Origin of the sequence: Mucilaginibacter terrae (genome assembly GCF_042679325.1) — a bacterium.
Classification (GTDB): domain Bacteria; phylum Bacteroidota; class Bacteroidia; order Sphingobacteriales; family Sphingobacteriaceae; genus Mucilaginibacter; species Mucilaginibacter terrae.
Genome location: NZ_JBHTMJ010000012.1, coordinates 210,502 through 231,732 on the forward strand (window position 1 = coordinate 210,502; position 21,231 = coordinate 231,732).

Annotated in this window: 18 protein-coding genes and 1 pseudogene; 11 read left to right on the plus strand and 8 right to left on the minus strand. The window is 42.3% G+C overall.

The window, feature by feature from the left end:
- Positions 1-2 precede the first annotated feature (2 nt).
- Complete coding sequence (locus ACFQ3S_RS12795; RefSeq protein ID WP_377164998.1) at positions 3-782, minus strand: DUF1223 domain-containing protein; 780 nt, start codon at positions 780-782, stop codon at positions 3-5.
- A gap of 121 nt (positions 783-903) precedes the next feature.
- Here ACFQ3S_RS12795 and ACFQ3S_RS12800 point away from each other — a divergent pair, with 121 nt between their 5' ends.
- The 5 genes from ACFQ3S_RS12800 (at position 904) to ACFQ3S_RS12820 (ending at position 4,978) form a co-directional block, all read left to right on the plus strand.
- Positions 904-1,488, plus strand: coding sequence for a sigma-70 family RNA polymerase sigma factor (locus tag ACFQ3S_RS12800; protein ID WP_377165000.1), 585 nt, complete (start codon positions 904-906; stop codon positions 1,486-1,488).
- Between the two features lies 1 nt (position 1,489).
- Positions 1,490-1,765 (plus strand): zf-HC2 domain-containing protein, encoded by a 276-nt coding sequence (locus ACFQ3S_RS12805; protein ID WP_377165003.1) that lies wholly within the window; start codon positions 1,490-1,492, stop codon positions 1,763-1,765.
- Between the two features lie 58 nt (positions 1,766-1,823).
- Entirely contained in the window at positions 1,824-2,051 is a 228-nt protein-coding gene (locus ACFQ3S_RS12810; RefSeq protein WP_377165005.1) for a hypothetical protein, read from the plus strand.
- 954 nt (positions 2,052-3,005) lie between these two features.
- A complete protein-coding gene (locus ACFQ3S_RS12815) occupies positions 3,006-4,160 on the plus strand; it encodes a glycosyltransferase (protein WP_377165007.1) in 1,155 nt (384 codons plus the stop codon).
- Positions 4,160-4,978 (plus strand): glycosyltransferase family 2 protein, encoded by an 819-nt coding sequence (locus tag ACFQ3S_RS12820; RefSeq protein WP_377165009.1) that lies wholly within the window; start codon positions 4,160-4,162, stop codon positions 4,976-4,978. The genes ACFQ3S_RS12815 and ACFQ3S_RS12820 overlap by 1 nt, the downstream gene beginning before the upstream one ends.
- On the opposite strand, the gene ACFQ3S_RS12825 is transcribed toward ACFQ3S_RS12820, so the two are convergent.
- The 4 genes from ACFQ3S_RS12825 to ACFQ3S_RS12840 are packed head-to-tail and all read right to left on the minus strand — an operon-like array spanning position 4,979 to position 9,586.
- Positions 4,979-6,040 (minus strand): glycosyltransferase, encoded by a 1,062-nt coding sequence (locus ACFQ3S_RS12825; protein ID WP_377165011.1) that lies wholly within the window; start codon positions 6,038-6,040, stop codon positions 4,979-4,981.
- On the minus strand, positions 6,030-7,373 hold the full coding sequence (locus ACFQ3S_RS12830; protein WP_377165013.1) for a PIG-L family deacetylase: 1,344 nt from the start codon (positions 7,371-7,373) through the stop codon (positions 6,030-6,032). Before ACFQ3S_RS12830 ends, ACFQ3S_RS12825 begins: the two co-directional genes overlap by 11 nt.
- Positions 7,357-8,490 carry an acyl-CoA dehydrogenase family protein gene (locus ACFQ3S_RS12835; RefSeq protein ID WP_377165015.1) on the minus strand — a complete coding sequence of 378 codons (1,134 nt, stop codon included), beginning with the start codon at positions 8,488-8,490 and terminating at the stop codon, positions 7,357-7,359. The genes ACFQ3S_RS12830 and ACFQ3S_RS12835 overlap by 17 nt, the downstream gene beginning before the upstream one ends.
- A 4-nt stretch (positions 8,491-8,494) precedes the next feature.
- Entirely contained in the window at positions 8,495-9,586 is a 1,092-nt protein-coding gene (locus tag ACFQ3S_RS12840) for a glycosyltransferase family 4 protein (RefSeq protein WP_377165017.1), read from the minus strand.
- 957 nt (positions 9,587-10,543) lie between these two features.
- On the opposite strand from ACFQ3S_RS12840, the gene ACFQ3S_RS12845 reads away from it, so the two are divergent.
- Entirely contained in the window at positions 10,544-10,873 is a 330-nt protein-coding gene (locus ACFQ3S_RS12845; RefSeq protein WP_377165360.1) for an alcohol dehydrogenase catalytic domain-containing protein, read from the plus strand.
- A 72-nt stretch (positions 10,874-10,945) separates the two neighbouring features.
- On the opposite strand, the pseudogene ACFQ3S_RS12850 reads toward ACFQ3S_RS12845, so the two are convergent.
- The 3 genes and pseudogenes from ACFQ3S_RS12850 to ACFQ3S_RS12860 all read right to left on the minus strand — a co-directional run.
- Positions 10,946-12,406, minus strand: a pseudogene (locus ACFQ3S_RS12850) (S8 family serine peptidase); the annotation flags it as partial.
- Positions 12,407-12,480: 74 nt separating this feature from the next.
- Entirely contained in the window at positions 12,481-14,049 is a 1,569-nt protein-coding gene (locus tag ACFQ3S_RS12855) for a S8 family serine peptidase (protein WP_377165019.1), read from the minus strand.
- A 431-nt stretch (positions 14,050-14,480) separates the two neighbouring features.
- Positions 14,481-15,473, minus strand: a complete 993-nt coding sequence (locus ACFQ3S_RS12860; RefSeq protein ID WP_377165021.1) for an MBL fold metallo-hydrolase — start codon at positions 15,471-15,473, stop codon at positions 14,481-14,483.
- 613 nt (positions 15,474-16,086) lie between these two features.
- Here ACFQ3S_RS12860 and ACFQ3S_RS12865 point away from each other — a divergent pair.
- The 5 genes from ACFQ3S_RS12865 (at position 16,087) to ACFQ3S_RS12885 (ending at position 21,207) form a co-directional block, all read left to right on the plus strand.
- Positions 16,087-18,855, plus strand: coding sequence for an ATP-binding protein (locus tag ACFQ3S_RS12865; RefSeq protein WP_377165023.1), 2,769 nt, complete (start codon positions 16,087-16,089; stop codon positions 18,853-18,855).
- A gap of 103 nt (positions 18,856-18,958) precedes the next feature.
- Positions 18,959-19,405 (plus strand): hypothetical protein, encoded by a 447-nt coding sequence (locus ACFQ3S_RS12870; protein ID WP_377165025.1) that lies wholly within the window; start codon positions 18,959-18,961, stop codon positions 19,403-19,405.
- A gap of 32 nt (positions 19,406-19,437) precedes the next feature.
- The gene (locus tag ACFQ3S_RS12875; RefSeq protein ID WP_377165027.1) at positions 19,438-19,827 is read left to right on the plus strand and encodes a hypothetical protein; all 390 of its coding nucleotides are present in this window, start codon (positions 19,438-19,440) and stop codon (positions 19,825-19,827) included.
- An 8-nt stretch (positions 19,828-19,835) separates the two neighbouring features.
- Positions 19,836-20,225 carry a hypothetical protein gene (locus tag ACFQ3S_RS12880; protein ID WP_377165029.1) on the plus strand — a complete coding sequence of 130 codons (390 nt, stop codon included), beginning with the start codon at positions 19,836-19,838 and terminating at the stop codon, positions 20,223-20,225.
- A gap of 25 nt (positions 20,226-20,250) precedes the next feature.
- Entirely contained in the window at positions 20,251-21,207 is a 957-nt protein-coding gene (locus ACFQ3S_RS12885) for a cytochrome-c peroxidase (RefSeq protein ID WP_377165031.1), read from the plus strand.
- The last annotated feature ends 24 nt before the right edge of the window (positions 21,208-21,231 follow it).

Consider the following 21,231-nt stretch of genomic DNA (forward strand, 5'->3'; position numbering starts at 1 on the left):
CGTTACAGCGAAATTGGAAAGCCCGTGCGCGCGGCCGCATTAATTTTGCCTGTTTTACTATCCTGCAAAAAAGCAATCAACTCGAAATTTTTTGCCGAAAAATTAGGTGGTAATTTTATGTCATTTTCGCCCAAACTGGCGCTTACAGAAATAGTTTTAATATTAGTAACGATCTGCACGTGCGACAAACTGCGGCCGCGGTTCTCGCCGGCTTTCACTACCGTGGTTGCCTGCTTTTGTACCAACGCTAAAACTATGATGCTGCCCGATGCGGCATCGGTATGATATTTAATAGTAGCGGAGTTGTTATTGATCTTAACATCGCTCAGGGATAGCTTTACTGTAACGCTTTGTTTTAAACCCATGCCGATTGCATTTCGCAGAGTGCCTTCCTGCGACCCAACAAATTCTGTTTGCCCATTAACAATTACCTGCGGCGTGTAAACCGAACTTAAATTCAGCCAGTTAGCATAGTTGTTTTGCCTGCGTGAGTAATCGGGACTGCTAAACACATCTTTCCAGCCCAGGCGGTTCCAGTAATCCACGTGGTAAGTCAGGATATAAACAGGCTTACCTGTTACCTCTTGCTCTATTTTAGCCACCACAGCATCCGCCGGGGGGCAACTGGAGCAACCTTCAGAGGTAAATAACTCCACTACGGCAAATCCTTCATCAGCAGCGGCAACTGGCTTTATTTTGTAACTGGTTTGAATAAATGCAAGAGAACTTAAACCTGCAATCTCCATGAATGCCAGCAATAAAAATATTTTTATGGTTTTCATATCGGGTATTTTACCTGTTTAGTCGGCTTTAAATCAGTATCCTTACAAATACTTACAGTAAATTAATGATAAATAACTGTAAGGGTTATGGCATTTTAACTACTAAAGGTTGTTTACACTAATGGACGATATTAAAACACCTCCCGCCGTTCAGCAGCTTAACCCCAAAAACTGGGTAAAAGCCTATGCTGATTATTTATACCTATACGCTATTAGCCGCGTAGGCGACGAAGAGCAGGCACGCGACTTGGTGCAGGAAACTTTTTTAGCCGGCCTGCAAAGTATGCACAAGTTTGCCAACAAGAGTTCCGAACGTACCTGGTTAACAGCCATACTTAAAAATAAAATTTATGATGTGTACCGGAAAAAAGCCAGCGGATTTAAAACAGAAGAGATGATAAATATAACAGGTGAAGAGCCGGATTACTTTCAAGAAGACGGGCACTGGAAGAAGGATTATGAACCACGGCAATTTGGCGTAGATGATTTTGACCCTTTGGTGCATAAAGAACTAAACCAGGCCCTGCAAAAATGCCTGAAAAAACTACCTGCTTTATGGCTGTCTGTTTTTACGATGAAACACATGGATGATGAAGCTACTGATTTTGTTTGTGCCGAGCTGCGATTAAGCCAGGCCAATTTTTGGGTAATTATTCACCGGGCGAAACTTAACCTGCGGGCCTGTCTGCAAAAAAACTGGATGTAAGATGAACGACTTTAAAAAAATAATTTATAACTGCCGAAAGGCGACCTACCTGATCGATAAAAGATTAATAGGCAGGATAACCTTTCGCGAGACAGTTGAGCTGCGTATGCACCTTTTTGGCTGCAATGTTTGCCGTATTTACATGTGCCAAAGCCAAAAGATCAACGAGATGATCAGGCAAATGCTAAAGTCAGATCACCAGCCAGAAATAAAGTTAGACGAGAATTTTAAAGATGCCCTACAAGTAAAAATTGAGAACCAATTAAATAAAAATTGACTTTTTGTAAGGTTTGGTAATGATTAGCGACAAAGGGGCAAACACTAAATAAAAAAACATGAAAACTTACAAATCACTGATCTCGGGTTTATTATTAACAGGCGCTTTATTTCTTGCGTTCAATGTTAACGCTGCTCCTTTTCAAGACAAAATGTCTAAGATGAAAAAAGACTCTATGGAGATGAAAAAAAAGGAGATGAAAAAAATGGACAAGATGAAGATGGACAAGAAGAAGATGGACAAGAAAAAAATGAAAAAAGATACCTCGAAAATGGGTAAAATGTAATATGCAGTTGATTGCGAGGTTATTATTGCTTTCCATACGAAGAGGGGCTTTTACCCTTTTTTATATCAGGCAAACTAATGCTATGCTATCGAGATCAAATATGCCTAATCGATTCAGATCTGATCGTTGGTATGGAGCACAATTTCCAGGTAATTACCTGCATTTAATATAATAACTGGCTGCCTGCGGTGCAGGTACAAGTACCCGTCAAATTAAAGGACCATAGGTAATTAGAAATTAAAAGGCCTCAAATTAAAATTTGAGGCCTTTTAATTGTTTTTGTTATATGCGGAGAGTTAGGGTTCAGAACCTAAGCTCCTATGCTTTGATTAACAGTGCTTTGCATTTTGAAAAGTTCCCTACTTTACGAATTACGCAAATAGCAAGTTACTCTAATTGTTAAATTGAATATACTGTATTTAACGATTCTCATAAAGATTTTCTATTCTTGAAATGAAGTTACTTTCTTGTAAGTATAAACCATCCCAGGTGATATTGAGGATGTGGAATTATTATTTAAAAATTAAGTGGCGATAACTTAAGAGCTCTAATATAGATTTATCTTAAAGGTTTTATTATGGTGTTCGCAATTTGAATAAAAGCATTTACCTTACCGCTAAACCGTATTATATTGAGTTTTTTTTAAAAGCTTTATCGATGCGCATAAATATTTATAAGCAGTTCGAATTCGTTAAGTTTCAATGCTTTGTTGTGGTCTTTAATCCAGCTTATATCCTTAAAAGTGGCAGGTGGTATAATAATGGACAAAAACATATTTTGTGGTAATAAGCACTAAGCAGCCTAATCCCAATTCATCTTTTATCTTCTCAGGGATAATTCCATTACATAATTTATTGTATTAAACTTAGTCTTAATGATTATAAAATTATCTTAAAAAGAAAATTTTGATAAAAACCAAACTTACACTTCGGCGTTACTTACATAAAACAACACATGCAAGCCATAAACACTTGTGAGTCTTCTCCAAAATTATTCAAAATTGAGCCGAAAGAAGCAATGCGGATCGCGGTCATTGTACCAGTAAAAAACGAAGCAGAAGGATTGGTGCGTACCCTGGATGCTCTAAGGATGCAAAAGGATGAAACAGGTTTGCCGCTCCATCCTTCAATATACGAAGTGTTACTATTAGCTAATAATTGTACGGACAACACTTTTAAGATTGCTCAGCAATATCAGACCCTATTCCCAAGATTTAACCTGCATATCTCCGAGATTGATCTGCCAAAACCTGATGCTCATATCGGCACGGTAAGAAGAATGATGATGGATGAGGCTTATGAAAGATTTATGTCCATCGGACAAGCAAAAGGAATAATAGTATCTACCGATGGGGATAGTGAGGTTGACAGCCAGTGGATTCATTTTATATTAATAGAAATGGATAAAGGAAATGATGTGGTAGGAGGGCGCATATTAACAAGAAACACACCATCATTATCAAAAATGCATCATTTAAGGGATGTGAGTTACCGGTATCATTTAAGCCGACTCGAATCTATACTGGATCCGTCTCAATTTGATCCTTGGCCACGGCATTTTCAGTGCTACGGTCCAAGTTTGGCTGTAACGTGCGATATTTATCATAAGGCGGGGCGTATTCCGGCTATTCCATACCTGGAGGACGAAGAGTTCAGAAAAGCGCTTTACCGGATTGATGCCAAAGTAAGAAAATCACCCTTGGTTAAAGTGTACACATCCGCCAGACTTATAGGCAAAGTAACTTTTGGGTTTTCCGTACAGTTGAAGCAATGGGGAGATATGACGCTTGAAAATCAGCAGCAACAGGTAGAACCGCTGCCCTCACTAATCCAGAAAACTAAAGTCAAAAATGAATTGCGCCAAGTATGGAAAAGTAAGGAAGAACTATATGCTGAAGATCACCGCTTGCAAAAAATTAGCACGGGGTTGATGCTGGATCTGCAGTGGCTCTATGAAAGGATCAGCGCATCCTCCTATTTTGGCGAGTTATGGGAATCAATAGAAGACGAACTGGAAAACGGACGCTGGAGAGAAGTTCATTCGTTGGAACCTATTTCCCAGGTAATCAGTAATTTTAGGCAATTTTTTTATGGTGCAAATTTGGCTTAATGAAAAATGTATCGGTCGTGATTCTTGTCAGGGAGCGCCATTCCGCCCTTTGCCAAACTATGCTGGGTTTGGCAAAGGGTCAGCACTTACCGGGAGAACTTATCGTAGTGAACATGAATCAGATTCCGGGCGAGCTGCCCGATATGCCTTTCCCTGTAAGGCAGATCAGCATTTGCTCCGTTGCTATGCTTCCACTTGCTGAAGCAAGAAATGAGGGTATGGCTGCCAGCTTTTATAAACGGATAGTTTTCCTTGATGTAGATTGCATTCCGGCACCGAATATGCTCACGATTTACGGAGAACAGTGGGACGATAACCAGTTGCTTTCTGGCCAGGTACGTTATTTGCCGGCCCTTGCTGCCGGAAAGGCTTATGACCAAGAAAACCTTCATGCTCACAGCATTGCCGACCCGTTAAGGTCAGGGCTGGCTGAACTCCCTTATGAACTTTTTTGGTCTTTAAATTTTGGGTCCAGTAAAACTTTGTTTGCCTTAATCGGCGGCTTTGATGTGGGTTTTCAAGGCTATGGTGCAGAAGATACCGACTTTGCCTTCGCTGCGCGTCAAAAAAACGTCCCTGTCAAGAATATTCAGGCAACTGCTTACCACCAGTACCATGAGAGTTACTCACCGCCGTTAAATCATCTTTCGGATATCATTGCTAATGCAAATCGCTTTTACATCAAATGGAAAAAATGGCCAATGGAAGGATGGCTATTGAAATTTGAAGAAGCAGGATTGATTTCCCGGACGGGAACCAACATACAATTATTGCGCAAGCCTACCCATGTAGAGATCCAATTAGCCTTAAAGATCTGATCAGGGCGAACCGAAAAGCTGTATCGCCAACTGATCTATTGCCGCGGCAACTTGTGAAAGGGCCTGCTCATTGATAATTCCCTGCCATTCAGGCTGCGAGCGGCTCAACTTGTCAAGTATATCCTGCCAATCGGTTTTAAAGAGCGCTTCGGGCATAACCAACGGGATAGCGAAGTGTCGTTGAATGAGTAAAGCTTTTTGCAACTGCTCCTCGAACGGGCGTTTCTCAGGAATACAGATAAATGCTTTTTGTAAATCGGCGACCTCCATCACGGTATTGTGACCGGCGTTGCCGATCACAATACGGCATATATTGAGTACGGTTTCAGGCTCAGCACATCTCCCGTGAAAGGAAACGTTCCCCGATGACCAGTTTTGAGTGGCTATATCACCAAGAATATGGAAATGATGCTCCGGGCAAACCCTTGCTATATGCCTGATAAAAGAAAGGCTGATACTGGTGCCCCCTCTTCCGGTTATTACAGCGACGCATTTGTCATCGCCTATAGTCAATGCTGTTTTTTTTAAGCCGGTATATCTGGAAAAACCGCCTGCAAAAAAAGTTTTTTCATCCACCCATTTTATAGAACCTGTACGTAGCCTCTCGGGATAAGGCGCCAACAGCAGAGATGCGCTTTGATAAGCAGCCAGGTGAGCAGTATCATTTCGGCTGCCGTGCTGGCGCATGACAATCGACGGTATGCCGGATAACCTGGCAAACAGAGCGACCTCAACAGAAACATCAACGATCAAAATAATAGGGTAGGTGGCTGCAAAAAAATCACTTAGCAGTTGGTTTCTTAGGCGAATGCCGGTAACATTTAAAGGTGCATAGTGCAGGCAATCGACCGCAGTACCCGCAACGTAAGCATGGTCGTCTTCATCAGGCACGTCCGCAGGTAAATGAATACACCGGATCGACGGGGGAATGACGGTTTGATAATCCCGCATACCGCTTCCCAAAAAGGTAATCGGCCTATCCAAATGCGCAGCTATAGCCAGCGCGCGCATCAGATGCCCTGAGCCATGATGATGAATGTAAAAGCCGATATTATAGCTCATCTGCGGACTTAATAAACACATCAAGCCGATAATCTTTGGTTCGTGTAGATGACACCGGCTTAAAGGATGGATCGTTCAAGAATACTTCGTGCACCTGATCACCTGTCAGCGGATAATCCACAACATAATGGGTCCAGTGAACCATGATCAAAGTACCACCGGACAGAAGACTATCTGCGATTTTTCGCTTTGCAGCCAATAGGTCTTCCAAAGAAAGATAATATCCTACTTCACTCATGACAACTAAGTCGAAGTTTCCTTCGGGATATTCATCAGGTATCGCTGCTAGCCTGAATTCAACCTCAGGATGTTTCATTAAACGTTCACGCGCAACCTCCAGGGCAGTAGCGCTGATATCGATAGATAATAAGTGCAAGCACCTGGTGCGTAGTAATTTCGTCAGCACACCTATAGAACAGCCTATTTCCAGTGCGTTGCTATAGGTAGCCCTAGTCAGGTAAGCTATAGTGGTAGCATACTTTTCTTTTTCATACTCGCTTGCTTCAAAATTCCAGGGATCGCGGTTCTGCTGATACAGCTGTTGAAAATATACAGCAGACAGGGTGCGTTCTTTTTTGAGTTTTTGCCGCTCCATAAAATACTCCTTGCCCGTTAAAAAGTTCCCGGTCATTTCCGCACTCAGCATAAACCCATCCAGATCATCACTAATCAGGTTGCTCACCTGTGATCGGTGGGCAGCAATAGCCCTTGTTTTCTGTTCCAAAAAAGCGGAGATGTCGACGGCTATTAATTCCCCGGCGCCTAATACCGGAATGTCCGCATCCTCTGCGTTTTGGTACAGCCAGATTGGGTATTCCCAAACGGTAATGCCGTTGTTCTTCACTTCTTCCAACGCGGCGGTCAATAACTGCCAGGTGGCTCGGTGATCACAATGCGGGTCCAATTCATAGGGAACCAGGCACAGCTTAGGATTGGTAGTATGAATAATGTCTTTCAACATTTCTTTAAAGCCAATGAAACCCTCGTCATCCTTACCAGGCAGTGCGGCATCCCGGCCATGTAAAAAGTGAATATGTTCTCCAGAAACCTGCAGTAAAGCCAATGCCTCCTTAATCTCTTTTTCGCGCAGGGCGATACGGGCAGCTTCGGGGTATTCCTTGGAATTAGGATGGGACTGACTGCCGTCTGTAGTTACAACGATCGTTACCAGACAACCTCGCTGGCGTAACAAGGTGATCAGTCCGCCGCAACCCAGTGATTCGTCGTCAGGATGTGGTGCTAATACCAGGCAGCTGTCAATGCCCATGAAAAAGTCAGGGTAAACGGGTATTGCGCTGTCCCAGAAAGCGACTTTATTAAATGGATTGGGCATCTTCAGATTGATGTTTTATGAAATGATCGGCAATAGCCAGTCTGGTCGCATCCGGCGCTGGCTGGCGCAAGTAAAAAGTAAGGTCCCTGTTCAGACGTTCAAGTGGTGATGGAGACATTAGCCCCCTTGCGCCTACACATTGGTTACTGGCCTGCATAACCCGCAAACCGATCTCTTCAATTACCGTACGCGTCATATTAGCAAAAGCAATGAGTTCACCCGAACGTTCAGAATCATTAACCCAGTTGTCAAAGTTCTTGCCTGCCTGATGTAGCCATAGTTCCCCGGTTGTAATATCTATCAGCATAGCGGCCAATCTGGCTTTTTGGAACGGATCGCCGGTACGCTCCATCGCAGACAAGTAATCCATAGTATGTCCGAGAATAGCCTCGGCGCCGCCGAACTGTACCGCAGCGAACCGTATGGCACCGCTGTTGAAATAAGGTTGGCCGAGGTAGTCGCCCGGCAGGCCCAACAGTTCTTGTTCCATAATAGGGCAACCGGTAAAATCGGTGGTGAAACTTCCGGAAGCTTTCATGCCCAATGTTTCCCAGCTGTTCCTGTCCACCCTTTCTGGTCCGATCCGGCTCATGTCGAGGATCATCATTTGCCATCCTTTCCGGTTCGGAGTATCAATGTTTCCGGTGATCAGCGCATGCGTTACAATCGATACCCCGGAACAAAATGTTTTTGCGCCATGCAGCATTAGCTGCTCTGCATTACTTTCATAAGTGATACCATTTGCTGCCTGTGTACTCCATACGCCAAAAATGGCCTGCTCGTGGAGCACCGCATCGTACCAAGCCTTTTTTTGTATCGCTGTTCCATAAAGATGTAAAAGATATAGGGCATTGATATGACCTTCATAGATACGACCAACCGAAAGATTTGCTTTGCCCACCCGTTTCAAAAGTCCAAGTAGTGCTGCGGTATCAGGTCTATTGAAATCGAGTGGTTCCCCTGGCAACACGATTTTGAGCGCACCGCATTCAGCCAGCCATTGAAACTCCTTCACCGGTGCTATTTGTGGATCATCGATATTCGATGCGTTTGCTGCTATACGCTCCAGGCAGTCTTTGAAATCTTTCAATTCAATGTCAAATAACGTTTTTATCATGGGGTTAAACATTACCGGTTAAAGCTAAACGCTGCGTGACAATTGATCCTAAAAATTTTTCATACCGGGTGAGCATTTCTTCAATACTCAACTTTGCTTCGGCATAGTTTCGGATCTTTTGACGGTCAAGCGTCATCGCCTTACGGATCGCAACGGCCAGACCGGGCGCATTGCCGGGCTCAACTAAAAAGCCCGCTTCATCTGTAACGATTTCCGGCAAGGCACCAGCCTTTACACCCGCTACCGGCGTTCCGCAGGCCAACGCTTCGGCTACCACCAAACCGAATGGCTCCTGCCATACTGGAGTGATCAGACAAACCTTGGCCTCACCGATAAGCCGGTTAAGCTGCTGATGATCCAGAAGACCCATCATTTGGGTATTGTCGTCCAGCAACGGTTCTATTTTCTCTGAATAATATTTCTTATCTCCAATGCCACCAGCTACTTTCAAGGGTATTCCGGCCAGCTTTGCTGCCCGAATGGCTAGGTCAAGCCCCTTATCAGGATGAATACGGCCAAACCACACCGCATAATTATTCTGTGTGCCCGTTGGATAGTACGTCCATTTGGCAAGATCAATGCCGTTATAAATAAAAGGGCAATCGGGAATAAATTCTTTCCAGTTGTCTGCGTTAGATTGGGATACGGTAACATAATAGATGTTTTTAAATCGCTGTTCTGCGCGAGTCGCCAGTTGAAGCTCATAAAAGGGCGGTGTATGCAGAACGGTAACCATGGGCGTTTTTATAACACCCGCCATAGTGATCGGTACATAATGCAGGCTGTTATTAAAAACTACATCCAGCTCGAGCGCATCAATCTCCGTCATCATGCGGTAATAAGCATGGTGTTCCGCGATATATTCTGAACTCAAATCCGGCTTCTTAGGCCGCATTCCGTTACTTGCGTCATAAGATATATCGTCCAAAATTGGATGCAATGTCCCACCTGCCGTTGAGGAAGAACTGGCAAAGAGGACCACCTCATGTCCCCGCTGAGTCAGACGGTGCGTAATTTCATATGTAAAGGCCTCAAGCCCACCCGCAAATGGCGCCTTAATAGGATGTTTTAGATGTGCAATGACGCCAATTTTCATGTTAAGCAATGGATGAATTTATTATTAGAATTTTTTTAGAATAAACAAGTAGCTAATAGACTTGTTTTATGAACAAATTTTTATAAAAGCAAACTTGTTACCGCGAACAAAGTATTCCGGTAGGAGGGGTTGAGCCATCGCCTCTATTTATTTTGTCAGCGCTTCTTCCCCAGCCAGATCGACTCTGAAACATCGCCGTCAGATGGATTTCACAGTTTGTGAATAATTTGTAAGCTCAATAGGCTTCGCAACTTTAAACATAACGATGCATCACCAATCCAGTGATTTTGGTAATGAATTAATGAAAAATGTATGAAATAGCCTCAGCAACCCGCCGCGAGTCGTAAACCAGGTTGCAGGTTTTAAAAACTTACCAGTGTAATTAGCTGCATGGCTGATACCGGGCGTATTTAAAAAGACCGGGAAAGATCACATACATTGATTTTTCGCCAGACAGACAGACAGTTCCGCCTTAAAACCTTCATGCCAACCTCTGAAGCTAAAATCAGAAGCCGTGTAACCGCCGCCGTATGGGACAGGAAGAAACCGGTTTTGATAACATAGTTAAGCAATTACTTTTGGCCGCTTAAACCGAACTCACGTTAATCAGCTAAATTAGGGGTTTTTCTTTTTTGAAAAGTTAAGTTCGGGAAACGTACGCTAATAAAAAAACTAAAACAAATACATAAATATTTAAAAAAAGCATAAAAATCTATTTTTTTGTATCAGGGATTGTTGTGTTTTAAGGCGGAAGCAAATAACAGCGTTATCCAACCATTGGCTACTGCAATTTCTTCTAAAGGATTAAAACGTTGTAAGAATCATTAAATCCAGAACTTTGGCTAATAGAAAGCGTAGTTTAGCTAAATCCACATCATGATCGATACTGATCTTTGCCCCATAAATTAATTTATCATGAAAGCGATAAGAATCAATTATTTTGGTGGACCAGAGGTCATGAAGTTAGAAGAAATATCACGCCCGGTACCGGCTGCAGACGAAGTTTTGGTAGAAGTATATGCCAGCGGTGTAAACCCTGTAGATTGGGTTATCAGAAGCGGCGAAAACGAAGGCTTGCGATCTTTCCTTAAATTACCAATGACATTAGGTTGGGATGCTGCCGGAGTAGTTGTGGAAACCGGAAGAGAGGTTACATCTTTGAAAGCAGGTGATCAGGTTTATGGGGTTCCTAACTTTCCGGGCGACGGAAGCTATGCGGAGTTTATGCATTTTGCCAGCTATCAAAAGTGCATTATATGCGTTTATCACACCGCCTGTACGGCTTAGCTTTTTAAACAGCAGCTTTTCATTAGTGCCTGGCTTAGTAACTGAAACATCTGACCATTCTACCGACTGCTCGATACAGTGCATAACCTGCTTATAAGTTAATTGTGGATAGTAGTTCCAGATTAGGGCAGCCAGTCCCGCTGCGGTAGGTGAAGCATAACTTGTCCCGGAGTCCGTGTTATAATTATCATGGAAAGCAGTGGAATAAATACGATCACCAGGGGCAAAAAAATCAACTGTTTTTTTACCATAATTACTGTATTGCCAAACAAGGTCAGCACCAGACGTAGTGGCACCAACTGTGAATAGATTATTAGCCCTTGTACCGTTTGCGAACGTAGGAGATGGGTAATTAATAATGGAGTCATTATCTGCTGCGTCATTACCAGCGGCAGCAAATATTAACACTCCTTTGGAGCCTGCATACCGAACGGCGTTATCTACCAATTCTTTTTGCGGAGATGTTTGCTTCCCCAAACTGATATTGATAATTTTCGCACCATTATTTACCGCATATTGAATAGCGTTTGCAACATCTTTATCCCGCTCTTCACCAATTACTTTCGGCGTCACAATTTGGATCGGCATAACTTCTACCCATGCAGCTATTCCTTTTATTCCGGAGTCGATCTGTGCTGCGGCGATGATGCCTGCTACTCCGTTACCGTGTGATATTGCCGGGGTCATTCGGGCATTGCCATAGTAAACGTTGGCGTTGGTATAAGGATCATCCCCCGGAGATTTTTTCCGAAACCAGGTCACATCGTTATGATCTATAATGGTTGTAGCAGTTTCATACTCGCCTTTGTAAAGGTCAACTACTGACTGGTACCCTTTAATAACCGCTTGAAGTGTTACTTTATTTCTTCTGGCAGTATCATTCCGCAAAACACCGGGTAACATCGTGCTTTGTGCCTTGATAACATCTGAATCCGCATCTACCGAAACTTTTGCATTGATGATGTCCCTTAAATAAATTGAATCTGTATGTAAGCTATTTTTCCAATAGGTATTAAGCAGCTTTAATGCAACAATTGCGGGTTCGGTTCTCTCGAAGATGCGTTTCCGCAAAGCCAGGTTTTCCTCCGTTTGCTTTTTCATTTCTTTCCAATACTTAAATTTGGGGTTTAAGGTATCGGTCGAATTTTCATACACATTTTTGAATTTCACGTACTCCCGTATGCAGTCATAAGTTTCCGCTTCACAATCGCCAACAAAATTCCACCCGTGTATATCATCAACATAGCCGTTACCATCATCATCCACGCCATTGCCGGCAATCTCTTTTTGATTGGTCCATATACCGTGGCTAAATGCAGGATGCGAGATATCCATACCTACATCAATAATGGCTACAATTACTTTCTGCTTAGGTTTTTTATTCTTTAATAATGTTAAACGGACTTTTTCTACACTTATGCCATGTACTCCATTACGCTTATAATCCAGCAGCTGCCAGTTTTTTGGTGGTACTTGTGCTAAACCGTTAACGGTAATTAGGCTCAGAAAGCAGGCGAATATTAGTTTGCTCATGATTTCGAATAAAAACTTATGAATTAACCAAGATAATGGTTTAGCGCTTTATAAATAGTTCAAAGTATAACCCATCAGTGAAAAATTGCCCGACCTTGCTGTTTGATTGTTTTTGATATTTGTTCGGCAATCAAAATAGCACGGTAAGCGTTCACAATTCCGCCGGTCTTGCTTAAACTTCTGAACGGCACTTTTTGACCCTTACCTGGTTTAATTACTAATGTATTTACTGGAGTAGCAGATCTTTCAATACAATACTTTACCTCTTTGTAATTTAGCGTAGGATAATAACTCCATATAAACGCTGCTAACCCGCAAACTATAGGTGCCGAAAAGCTGGTGCCGCTTGCTGTTTGCAGCTCGTTGTTAACACTTGTCGTAGTTATATTTACTCCAGGGGCAAATACATCCACGCTGGCGTTTCCATAATTACTGAAATTTGCTACTAAAGGCGAATCGTACCCCGATGCGCCAACATTGATTACGTTGGAAGCTTTTTTACCGTCGTTATATACAGCAGTAGGATAGCTGGTTACAGAATCCGTATTAACAGCATCGTTTCCTGCACCACTTATTAAAAGAACACCTTTCTTTTCGGCGTATTTAAAAGCTTCGTCTACCCATTGTTTTTGGGGCGACTGGTATTTACCAAAACTCATATTGATAACTTGTGCGCCATTATCAACCGCATAAATTATGGCGTTCGCCACATCTTTATCCCATTCATCTCCGCCAACAAATTGCTTGATGGGCATGATCATTACTGCATTTGTGATGCCGTTGGTTCCTATGCTATTGTTACGTAACGCACATATTATTCCGGCACAGCCCATGCCGTGCGAATATTCTTGCCGGAGGGGTTTTAAATCACCGCTACCATAGTTTTTTTTAATATTGGTGTACGGGTCGTCATGAAGGTCTCTCTTTCTGAAATAACCCGCATCATTATTTTCTATGATCATATTAACGGTATAAAGGTCGTTTGAAACACCTTCCAAACGTTTTTGGTTATCCTTTATCCAGGTAAACAGGGCTGTATGGTCTTTTTTTTGCAATCTTGACTTGATACGTGCTGAAACGTAGGCATACGCTTTTATAGTCGTAGAGTCTGCATCAGTGTCAGGATTTAAACTGTTTATATCACCTTCCCCGATGGTATCCCTTCCCAATTTTCTATTTCCGAATTCCTGAATCAGCTGAAAATTTTTGATCCTTGTCTCTAAATAACTTTTTCGGCGCGTCAGTTGATCAACAAAATCGTTTTTTTCACTGCGCATTTTCTTCCAGTAAGTATATTCGGCATCTTTTAACAAGGTTATGGTGTCTGCCCTGCCTTGAAACCTGCTTTTTAAACGAACATACTCACGTACCGCTTCACTCGTTTCATTATTCAATTTGTTGCCGGTAAAACTCCAGCCATGTAAATCGTCAACAAAGCCGTTATGGTCGTCATCAATGCCATTGCCGGGTAATTCTTTTTTATTGGTCCATTCCATGCCGATAAGGTCAGGGTTGCTGCTATCAAAACTTCCATCATCAATAATGGCCACAATAATTTTTTTTAACTTTTTTTTATTTTTCAACAGCTCGTTATAAGCCCTTTCCAGGCTAATGCCATGATAACCATCCTGCTTATAATCCATTAAATGCCAGTTGACTGGAGGGACAACAGGTTTGGGTGTTTGGGCAAATACTGGTAAATTAATAACTAAGAAAAATAGACTGATAAAGCGCCACATCTGATTTTAAGTTTAAAATAACTTTAATTTTTCTTTTTGGATGTTATGTTTTTGTAACTACTTAAGTCAGAAATGTTCACTGTTTAGCTGGACAATTCGCGGCTTTAAGCAATATCTACCTGAAAGTATATAGAATGTATAATTGTCATAGACTCATAACTTCGAAAGTATAGTATGGGATGAGAAGTGAGTTTTCTTAAAAACCCAAATATTGGTCTATAAATCTTTAAATTCTGCTAATTGAAAATACTGTCAAATAATTAATGCGGCTAAAAACTTCAATTCTGGTATAAAATGATTTGAATTACATTCTGGGGACTTGATTATAAACAAGGCTATTTTTTAAAATAGGCGTTTTTATCATTGCCCATGGTCAACTGGCCCGCAATAAAGCCCACGGCAGGATCAAATGTTGCGCCTACCGAACCAACAATGCATTCATTCCTTTTTAAACCAGCGTATTGCATAATTTGATGTACCGGTTCAATACCCGTACAATGCGCACCCATAAAATACTGGATGCCTGCTTGTTTTAAAGCTTTAGCCGTCCTTTCAATTTGTTGATCGGTAGCGGCCAGTAAATGAAAGCCGCCAATTGCAGCGTAAATCTTTTGACCTGGAAAATGTTTTTCAACAGCAGCTACCAAATTAACCGTTCCGCTATGGCCGCACCCTGTAATTAAAATTAGTCCCTTTGCAGTGGCAATCACCATCGACATATCTTCCGGTATGGTATCTTGACTGATTTTTCCACTGGCATCGATTCTTTTTAAAGCGGACGGATAATTTTTTTCGGGATAAAGGCGCGGTACATTATTACCGGTAAGGAAAACGCCGGGAGATATTTCTTTCCATGTTTTTATAATTTCAATCCGTCCGCCAGAACCAATATACTTTGCTGAATCTGACTTCAGGCTAAATTTTCGGCCCGACGCAAATATTCTTTCCTCAAAAAAATGTGGAGCTATATAGGTTGTAGCTAAGGCATTTTTTTTGCGCACAGCAAATTCTTGGCGTAATGAAAGCCAGCCTGCGGTATGATCGGCGTGCCCGTGGCTTAGTACCACTACTGGTACGCTGGATAAATCAATATCTAATTCTTGGGCATTATCACGTACAACATGTAGCCTGCCGCCTGTGTCAAACAATATTTTAGTGCTGTCACATTCTATTAGTGCGCCAAATCCCCAATCTCCTACTCCTTCCTGGGCAAGCATCGTACTCAAAATGGTAATTTTTAATTGGCTTACCTGGTGTGCAGGGGCAGTTTGAGCCTGCATCAAAATTGGGGAACTGCAAAAAGCAAATACAAGGATTATTTTTTTCATCGATATGTAATTAACACAAGATAAGTATTTTAACTAAGCATTTTAATTAGCACACGAAAATATAATACTATCAAAATATTGTTGCACAAACTCACAAAGTTGGTGCGTGATGGTCTCTTTGTGCTGCCTACATATTTATTTTGTTATACGATTTTTAAATGGTATGAAGTTTTCAATTGTTCTATCAATTAGTTCGAATCATGTCCAGTCTGAAGAAGTAAAGGTCCACATACCGGTACGGCCTTTTAATTTAAAATGTTTAGCAGCACGTGTACTCCACAAACATATTAGCCGAAGTTTCCAACCTCTGAAAACTGAAGGAAGATTTAATCGGTCAGGAAAAACAGAGCAGAAGTATGTCTGGCTGAAGGCCGCGCCGAACGAGTGGAACAGCAATGGCTCGTATTACGCTATTTCACCTTTCGCAAAAGTACTTTAGTTTACTTATCAGCACTTTAGCCGATCATTCTGATTTATCTCGTATATTTAGGGTACTATGCGATACCAAAGTATATGTTTTTTTTTATTGGTATGTTGCTGTATTCAGACAGCGCAGGCTCAAACTGTCCATCTATACGCCGATAGCCTAAAGGGCGAACGCCCGGAATATTCATTGATCAAACCAAAATGGCTTTTTCACTCAGGTGATGACCGGCATTGGGCATTACCTACGTTAAGTGATAGTGGCTGGAGAAAGGTTTCCACTCGTTTTGGTGAAGGCCAGGAGCTGAGCGGCTGGCAGGGCATCAGCTGGTTCAGGCTGTGGGTACAGGTGGATACCGCGTTGACCCAAAATGCGCTGGGGCTGCGTATTAATCATGACGGCGCGTCAGAGATTTATGTGGACGGAAAATACCGCGGCGGTTTTGGAAAAGTGGGTCGCTCAAAAGCTGAAACCCAAATTATGCGGGCACCTTTCGAGGTCGTCTCTATTGAGCTCGGTGATACTAAACCGCATCTCATTGCGATTCGTTATGCAAACTTTGGTCACATTTTTCCAAACTTTATTGGTTTTCAAACGTGGATCGGTGATTATAAGCGGCTACACGATTTCAAACAACGTGAGCAGTCGTTATTCGAGTATATGTGGCTGTGCACTGCTGCCCAATTAGCGCTTGCACTTTTGCATTTGTTTTTGTTCCTGTTTTACCCCAAACAAAAACTTAATCTTTATTACGTGATTTTCTCGGTGCTGTTTGCCGGTTCTGGTATGGCTGTAAGTGGCGACGAAATTACGAACAACCCAATGATACAATGGTGGTGGGAGCATATCTTTTGGATCTGCGGGGTGCTGGGTACTATATCCGCCTGGCATTTGCTCTACGCCGTGGGGCATACACCCACACCACGCTGGAAGGTGATCTTTGCCGCCTTTTTCCTGTTGGTCTATTTCATTAAAAAGGTCATCTTCATGGATAGCGCACCGTATAATGATGGATTCAACTGGTTATTCCTGCTTATTTTGATGGATGGCTTATGGGCTTTGACCGGTGCGATCCGGCGCGGGCAACCGCATATCTGGCTGGTGGGCGTGGGGATGATCCTGATAATATTGCTTTACTTTTTTGTTGGGGCGGATGTGTTCTTTTTATGGTCGAGCAGGGCCGAACGCTGTCTCGCTATGAATATAGGATTACTTTCATTCCCTGTCCTGTTTTCCATTTATCTGGCGCTGGATTTTGCCCGTACCAATCAGGATCTTACTTTAAGGTTGGCTGAAGTGGAAAACCTGTCAATAAAAGCACTTGCGCAAGAGGCAGAAAAACTGGAGCTGATCACACATCAGGCAGAAAAACTTGAAAAAACGGTTATTGACAGAACAGCACAGGTACAGCGCCAGGCGGATCAATTGCAGGAACTGGACCAGATAAAATCCCGTTTTTTCATTAATCTAACGCACGAGTTTCGTACACCATTAACCTTGATACTTGGACCGGCCAAACAGATATTGGCGAAATCTAAAAACCCGGAGATCTTAGCACATACCGGGACTATAGAACGTAATGCGGATAAGTTGTTGCAACTCATTAACCAATTGCTTGATCTGAGTAAACTGGAGGCCGGTAAAATGGAGTTAAAAAATACCTCTGCCGAACTGGTATCAATGATCCGGCGCAATATCTTACTTTTTCAGTCTTTGGCCGAACAGAAAGATATCAAGTTGACATTTACTTCCGGCTTGGAGACGCTCTGGCTTTCCATAGATCAAACCAAGCTTGAAAGTATATTATATAACCTTTTATCCAATGCAATTAAATTCACAGAACCAGGCGGCTACATCGCCGTTGAATTGAACATTAAGGGCGATCATTTCGATTTGCTCATTACTGATACAGGTATCGGTATTCCCGAACATCAGATACCTTATATTTTTGACCGCTTTTACCAGGTAGATGCTTCGGACACCAGAACGCAGGAAGGTAGCGGAATTGGTTTGGCCATCACCAAGGAGCTGACCGAACTGATGGGCGGGGAGTTATTCATCAACAGTATCGCCGGCCAGGGTACAGAAATACAGGTGCATTTACCTATTAAAGAGGCCTCGGCTACAAATAAAGTTTTACCATCAAGCCAAACGGCAGTAACCATTAGCCGTTCGGAAACAATGGCTAATACTGTAAAAGACAGTGACCTGCCGTTGGTATTGGTGATTGAAGATAATGATGAATTACGCCATTTTATCGGTTCTGTCATCGCCGCTAACTACAACGTAATTGATGCACCCAATGGTGAAGAAGGTTTGGCACTGGGATTGGCGCGCATACCCGACCTGGTGATCACCGACCTGATGATGCCGGTTATGAACGGATACGAGGTTTGCGCCGGGCTAAAGGCCAATGAAAAGACCAGCCACATACCTGTGGTGATACTCACTGCCAAGGCGGACACGGATAGCAGAATTGCAGGGTTAGAAACCAAAGCTGATGCTTACCTAAGCAAACCTTTTGACCAGCGCGAATTACTGGCAAGCATTGCCAACCTCATTTCCCTGCGCCGCAAACTACAGGAAAAATACAATAAGGGTAATATCTGGCTGACGGAACAAAATGCCATGCCCTCCATGGAGCAGATATTTCTCGATAAGATCAGACAGGCGGTTGAGCAAAATCTCGATGATGAATTATATAGTGTCGATCAGTTAGGTGACGACATTGGTTTAAGCCGTACCCAGCTGCACCGTAAGTTAAAAGGCTTAACAGGACAAGGGCCGGGTGAACTGATACGCGTCGTGCGTCTGCAAAAGGCTTATCAACTGCTCAAAAATAAAACCGGCACCATAGCGGAAGTAGCCTATATGGTAGGCTTCGGTAACCCCAATAGTTTTTCTACCAGTTTTTCCAAATATTTCGGTTTTGCACCCAGTGAAGCCATAAATAACTAATCCCGCTACAAATTAAAAGACATTTGCAACATTTGCGAAGCTGCTAAAAATGCGCAAGCCCGTGCTTTGTGGTATCATTTATTTGATCAAATAAAATACTACCATGAAGAAATCAACCTTTTTAAGTCTCCTGGCTATTGTGTTATTATCTGCATTTGCATTAGTTAATGATACTCGTGCGCAGACATCTGTTTCATCGCAGGATGGCTTAGACGCTGTAAAAGCAGCAAAAGACAATCATAAAATTGTTTATGAAGACGGTAATGTTAGAGTGCTGCAAGTGGTGTGCTTACCGGGAAAAGAAGAGCCTGTTCACACTCATAAATTTAAAAGTGTGATGTGGATAACGCAGCCGGGATCTTTGACCTACTACATCTATAATTACAATACAAAACATCAATTGGTAAAGAAAGACAGTGTAAGCATAAAAACAGCTGATGAAAAAATGAACTTTGGTGAGCTTATGGAACCAGAAGGGCCACACGCTATTAAGAATATCGGGGCTACCATTTTTATGGCCTACCGTGTAGAGTATAAAAAGAAATTTTAAAACTAATTATCTAATACGTCAAGCATTAAATTATGAAAAATTTAAACCTAATTAGCCTGCTGATTATTGTGTTATTGTCCGCATTTGCTATAGTTGATGATATCGATCCAATAGTAGGCAAATGGGAAAATGTTCGAAACTTTCAAGGTGCGCCGATGACGCTCATGGCTGACTTTAAGGCCAACGGAACCCTGAACGGCTTCATTAATAAAAAATTATTTGGCAGCGGCACTTACAAAGTAAAGCATGACACCATGTACTTTTATGACCCCACCTGTAATATTAATTACGGCGGTACTTATAAAATTCAATACTTCGGGAAGGATTCGCTCAAATTCCATGTGATACAGGATACCTGTACCGGCCGCCGGGAAGGCACTAATAATTTTCTTTACGTAAGGGTAAAAACAACCTCAAAATAATTAACGCTATGAAAAAACTAAAATTAATCGGCCTGTTGGGCATAATTCTATTATCTGCTTTCTCCATTGCCGTTGAAACTGAAAGCATACAGGGCCGTTGGGAACTTAATTCCGTTTTTAAGGGCGAGCCTTTCTCGTTCCTGATTATTTTCAGGAACAACGGTAAATATGATGGCTTCCTAAACAAAAAGACCTTTGTAAGTGGTACCTACCGTATGAAACACGACACTTTATACATTTCAGACCCAATTTGTAACAGCGCCTACGAAGGCACCTATAAGGTAGAATTTTACAAGCAGGATTCTATCAAATTTCATGTGATACAGGATACTTGTATTGGCCGCAGAGACGGTGCAAACGGCTTGGTTTATAAAAAAGTAAAGGTCGCCTCTAAATAGTTGTGACTGCTAATGGCCTGATGTTATGAAAAAGTTATACCTCATTTTATCGCTTTCCGGAATTGTACTGGTATTATCGCAAAGCGCCTTTACCGGCAGCGAACCGAAAACACCGGCTGAATTAGGCCGTAAACTTTTCTTCGACCCCATCTTATCCAAAACAAAAAAGATCAGCTGTGCCTCCTGTCATAAAGAGGAATTTGCTTTTGCTGATACATCGGCGATGAGTTTGGGTGTACGGAATCAAAAAGGTGTTCGCAACACACCTTCGGCTATGAATATGAAATTGCAGGTGGCTTTCTTTTGGGACGGTCGTGCGAATACGCTAGAACAACAGGCACTCATCCCGGTCTCTAACCCGGTTGAAATGGACCTGCCGATTAAAAACGCGGTTTGGCGTTTGAACAACAGTTCGGTTTACACCGCATTATTCCAAAAAATATTTCATGAGGCTCCCAATCAACATAACCTGGCCAAAGCTTTAGCAGAATTTGAACGCACGTTGGAAACCAGCGATTCACCTTTGGATGATTGGCTTATAAATGAAAATGAAAAAGCCGTAAGTGAATCGGCCAAACGGGGTTATGTTCTGTTCAACGGTGAAAAAGCGAAATGTGTACAATGCCACTTCGGTGCCGACTTCAACAATACCGAATTTCGTTCCATTGGTTTGTATGACGGAAAAAAGCTCAAAGACAGCGGTCGGGCAGCTATTACCAAAAATATGGGCGAGATCGGCAGGTTCAAGATCGGTGCTTTACGCAATGTAGCCATTACGCCGCCTTATATGCATAACGGCATGTTCAAAACCCTGCGCCAGGTGATTGATTATTATAACGACCCCGATAAAGTGGTACCGCATTCCATCAACCGGGATAGTTTATTAGCTAAACCTTTAAACTTGACAGAGCAGGAAAAAACTGACCTGGAAAGTTTTTTGGTGGCCTTAACCGATAAACGGTTTGCCGGAAAATTGAAGTAGATGAACTTAACAAGTAATATCAAG

Coding starts and splice junctions, on each gene's coding strand:
- ACFQ3S_RS12825 (WP_377165011.1), bottom strand. CDS start 6,040: ATGAGCTATAATATCGGCTTTTACATTCATCATCATGGCTCAGGGCAT.
- ACFQ3S_RS12810 (WP_377165005.1), top strand. CDS start 1,824: ATGAAAACTTACAAATCACTGATCTCGGGTTTATTATTAACAGGCGCT.
- ACFQ3S_RS12835 (WP_377165015.1), bottom strand. CDS start 8,490: ATGATAAAAACGTTATTTGACATTGAATTGAAAGATTTCAAAGACTGC.
- ACFQ3S_RS12860 (WP_377165021.1), bottom strand. CDS start 15,473: ATGAAAAAAATAATCCTTGTATTTGCTTTTTGCAGTTCCCCAATTTTG.
- ACFQ3S_RS12820 (WP_377165009.1), top strand. CDS start 4,160: ATGAAAAATGTATCGGTCGTGATTCTTGTCAGGGAGCGCCATTCCGCC.
- ACFQ3S_RS12855 (WP_377165019.1), bottom strand. CDS start 14,049: ATGGATTATAAGCAGGATGGTTATCATGGCATTAGCCTGGAAAGGGCT.
- ACFQ3S_RS12795 (WP_377164998.1), bottom strand. CDS start 782: ATGAAAACCATAAAAATATTTTTATTGCTGGCATTCATGGAGATTGCA.
- ACFQ3S_RS12830 (WP_377165013.1), bottom strand. CDS start 7,373: ATGCCCAATCCATTTAATAAAGTCGCTTTCTGGGACAGCGCAATACCC.
- ACFQ3S_RS12800 (WP_377165000.1), top strand. CDS start 904: ATGGACGATATTAAAACACCTCCCGCCGTTCAGCAGCTTAACCCCAAA.
- ACFQ3S_RS12875 (WP_377165027.1), top strand. CDS start 19,438: ATGAAAAATTTAAACCTAATTAGCCTGCTGATTATTGTGTTATTGTCC.
- ACFQ3S_RS12805 (WP_377165003.1), top strand. CDS start 1,490: ATGAACGACTTTAAAAAAATAATTTATAACTGCCGAAAGGCGACCTAC.
- ACFQ3S_RS12880 (WP_377165029.1), top strand. CDS start 19,836: ATGAAAAAACTAAAATTAATCGGCCTGTTGGGCATAATTCTATTATCT.
- ACFQ3S_RS12870 (WP_377165025.1), top strand. CDS start 18,959: ATGAAGAAATCAACCTTTTTAAGTCTCCTGGCTATTGTGTTATTATCT.
- ACFQ3S_RS12815 (WP_377165007.1), top strand. CDS start 3,006: ATGCAAGCCATAAACACTTGTGAGTCTTCTCCAAAATTATTCAAAATT.
- ACFQ3S_RS12885 (WP_377165031.1), top strand. CDS start 20,251: ATGAAAAAGTTATACCTCATTTTATCGCTTTCCGGAATTGTACTGGTA.
- ACFQ3S_RS12845 (WP_377165360.1), top strand. CDS start 10,544: ATGAAGTTAGAAGAAATATCACGCCCGGTACCGGCTGCAGACGAAGTT.
- ACFQ3S_RS12840 (WP_377165017.1), bottom strand. CDS start 9,586: ATGAAAATTGGCGTCATTGCACATCTAAAACATCCTATTAAGGCGCCA.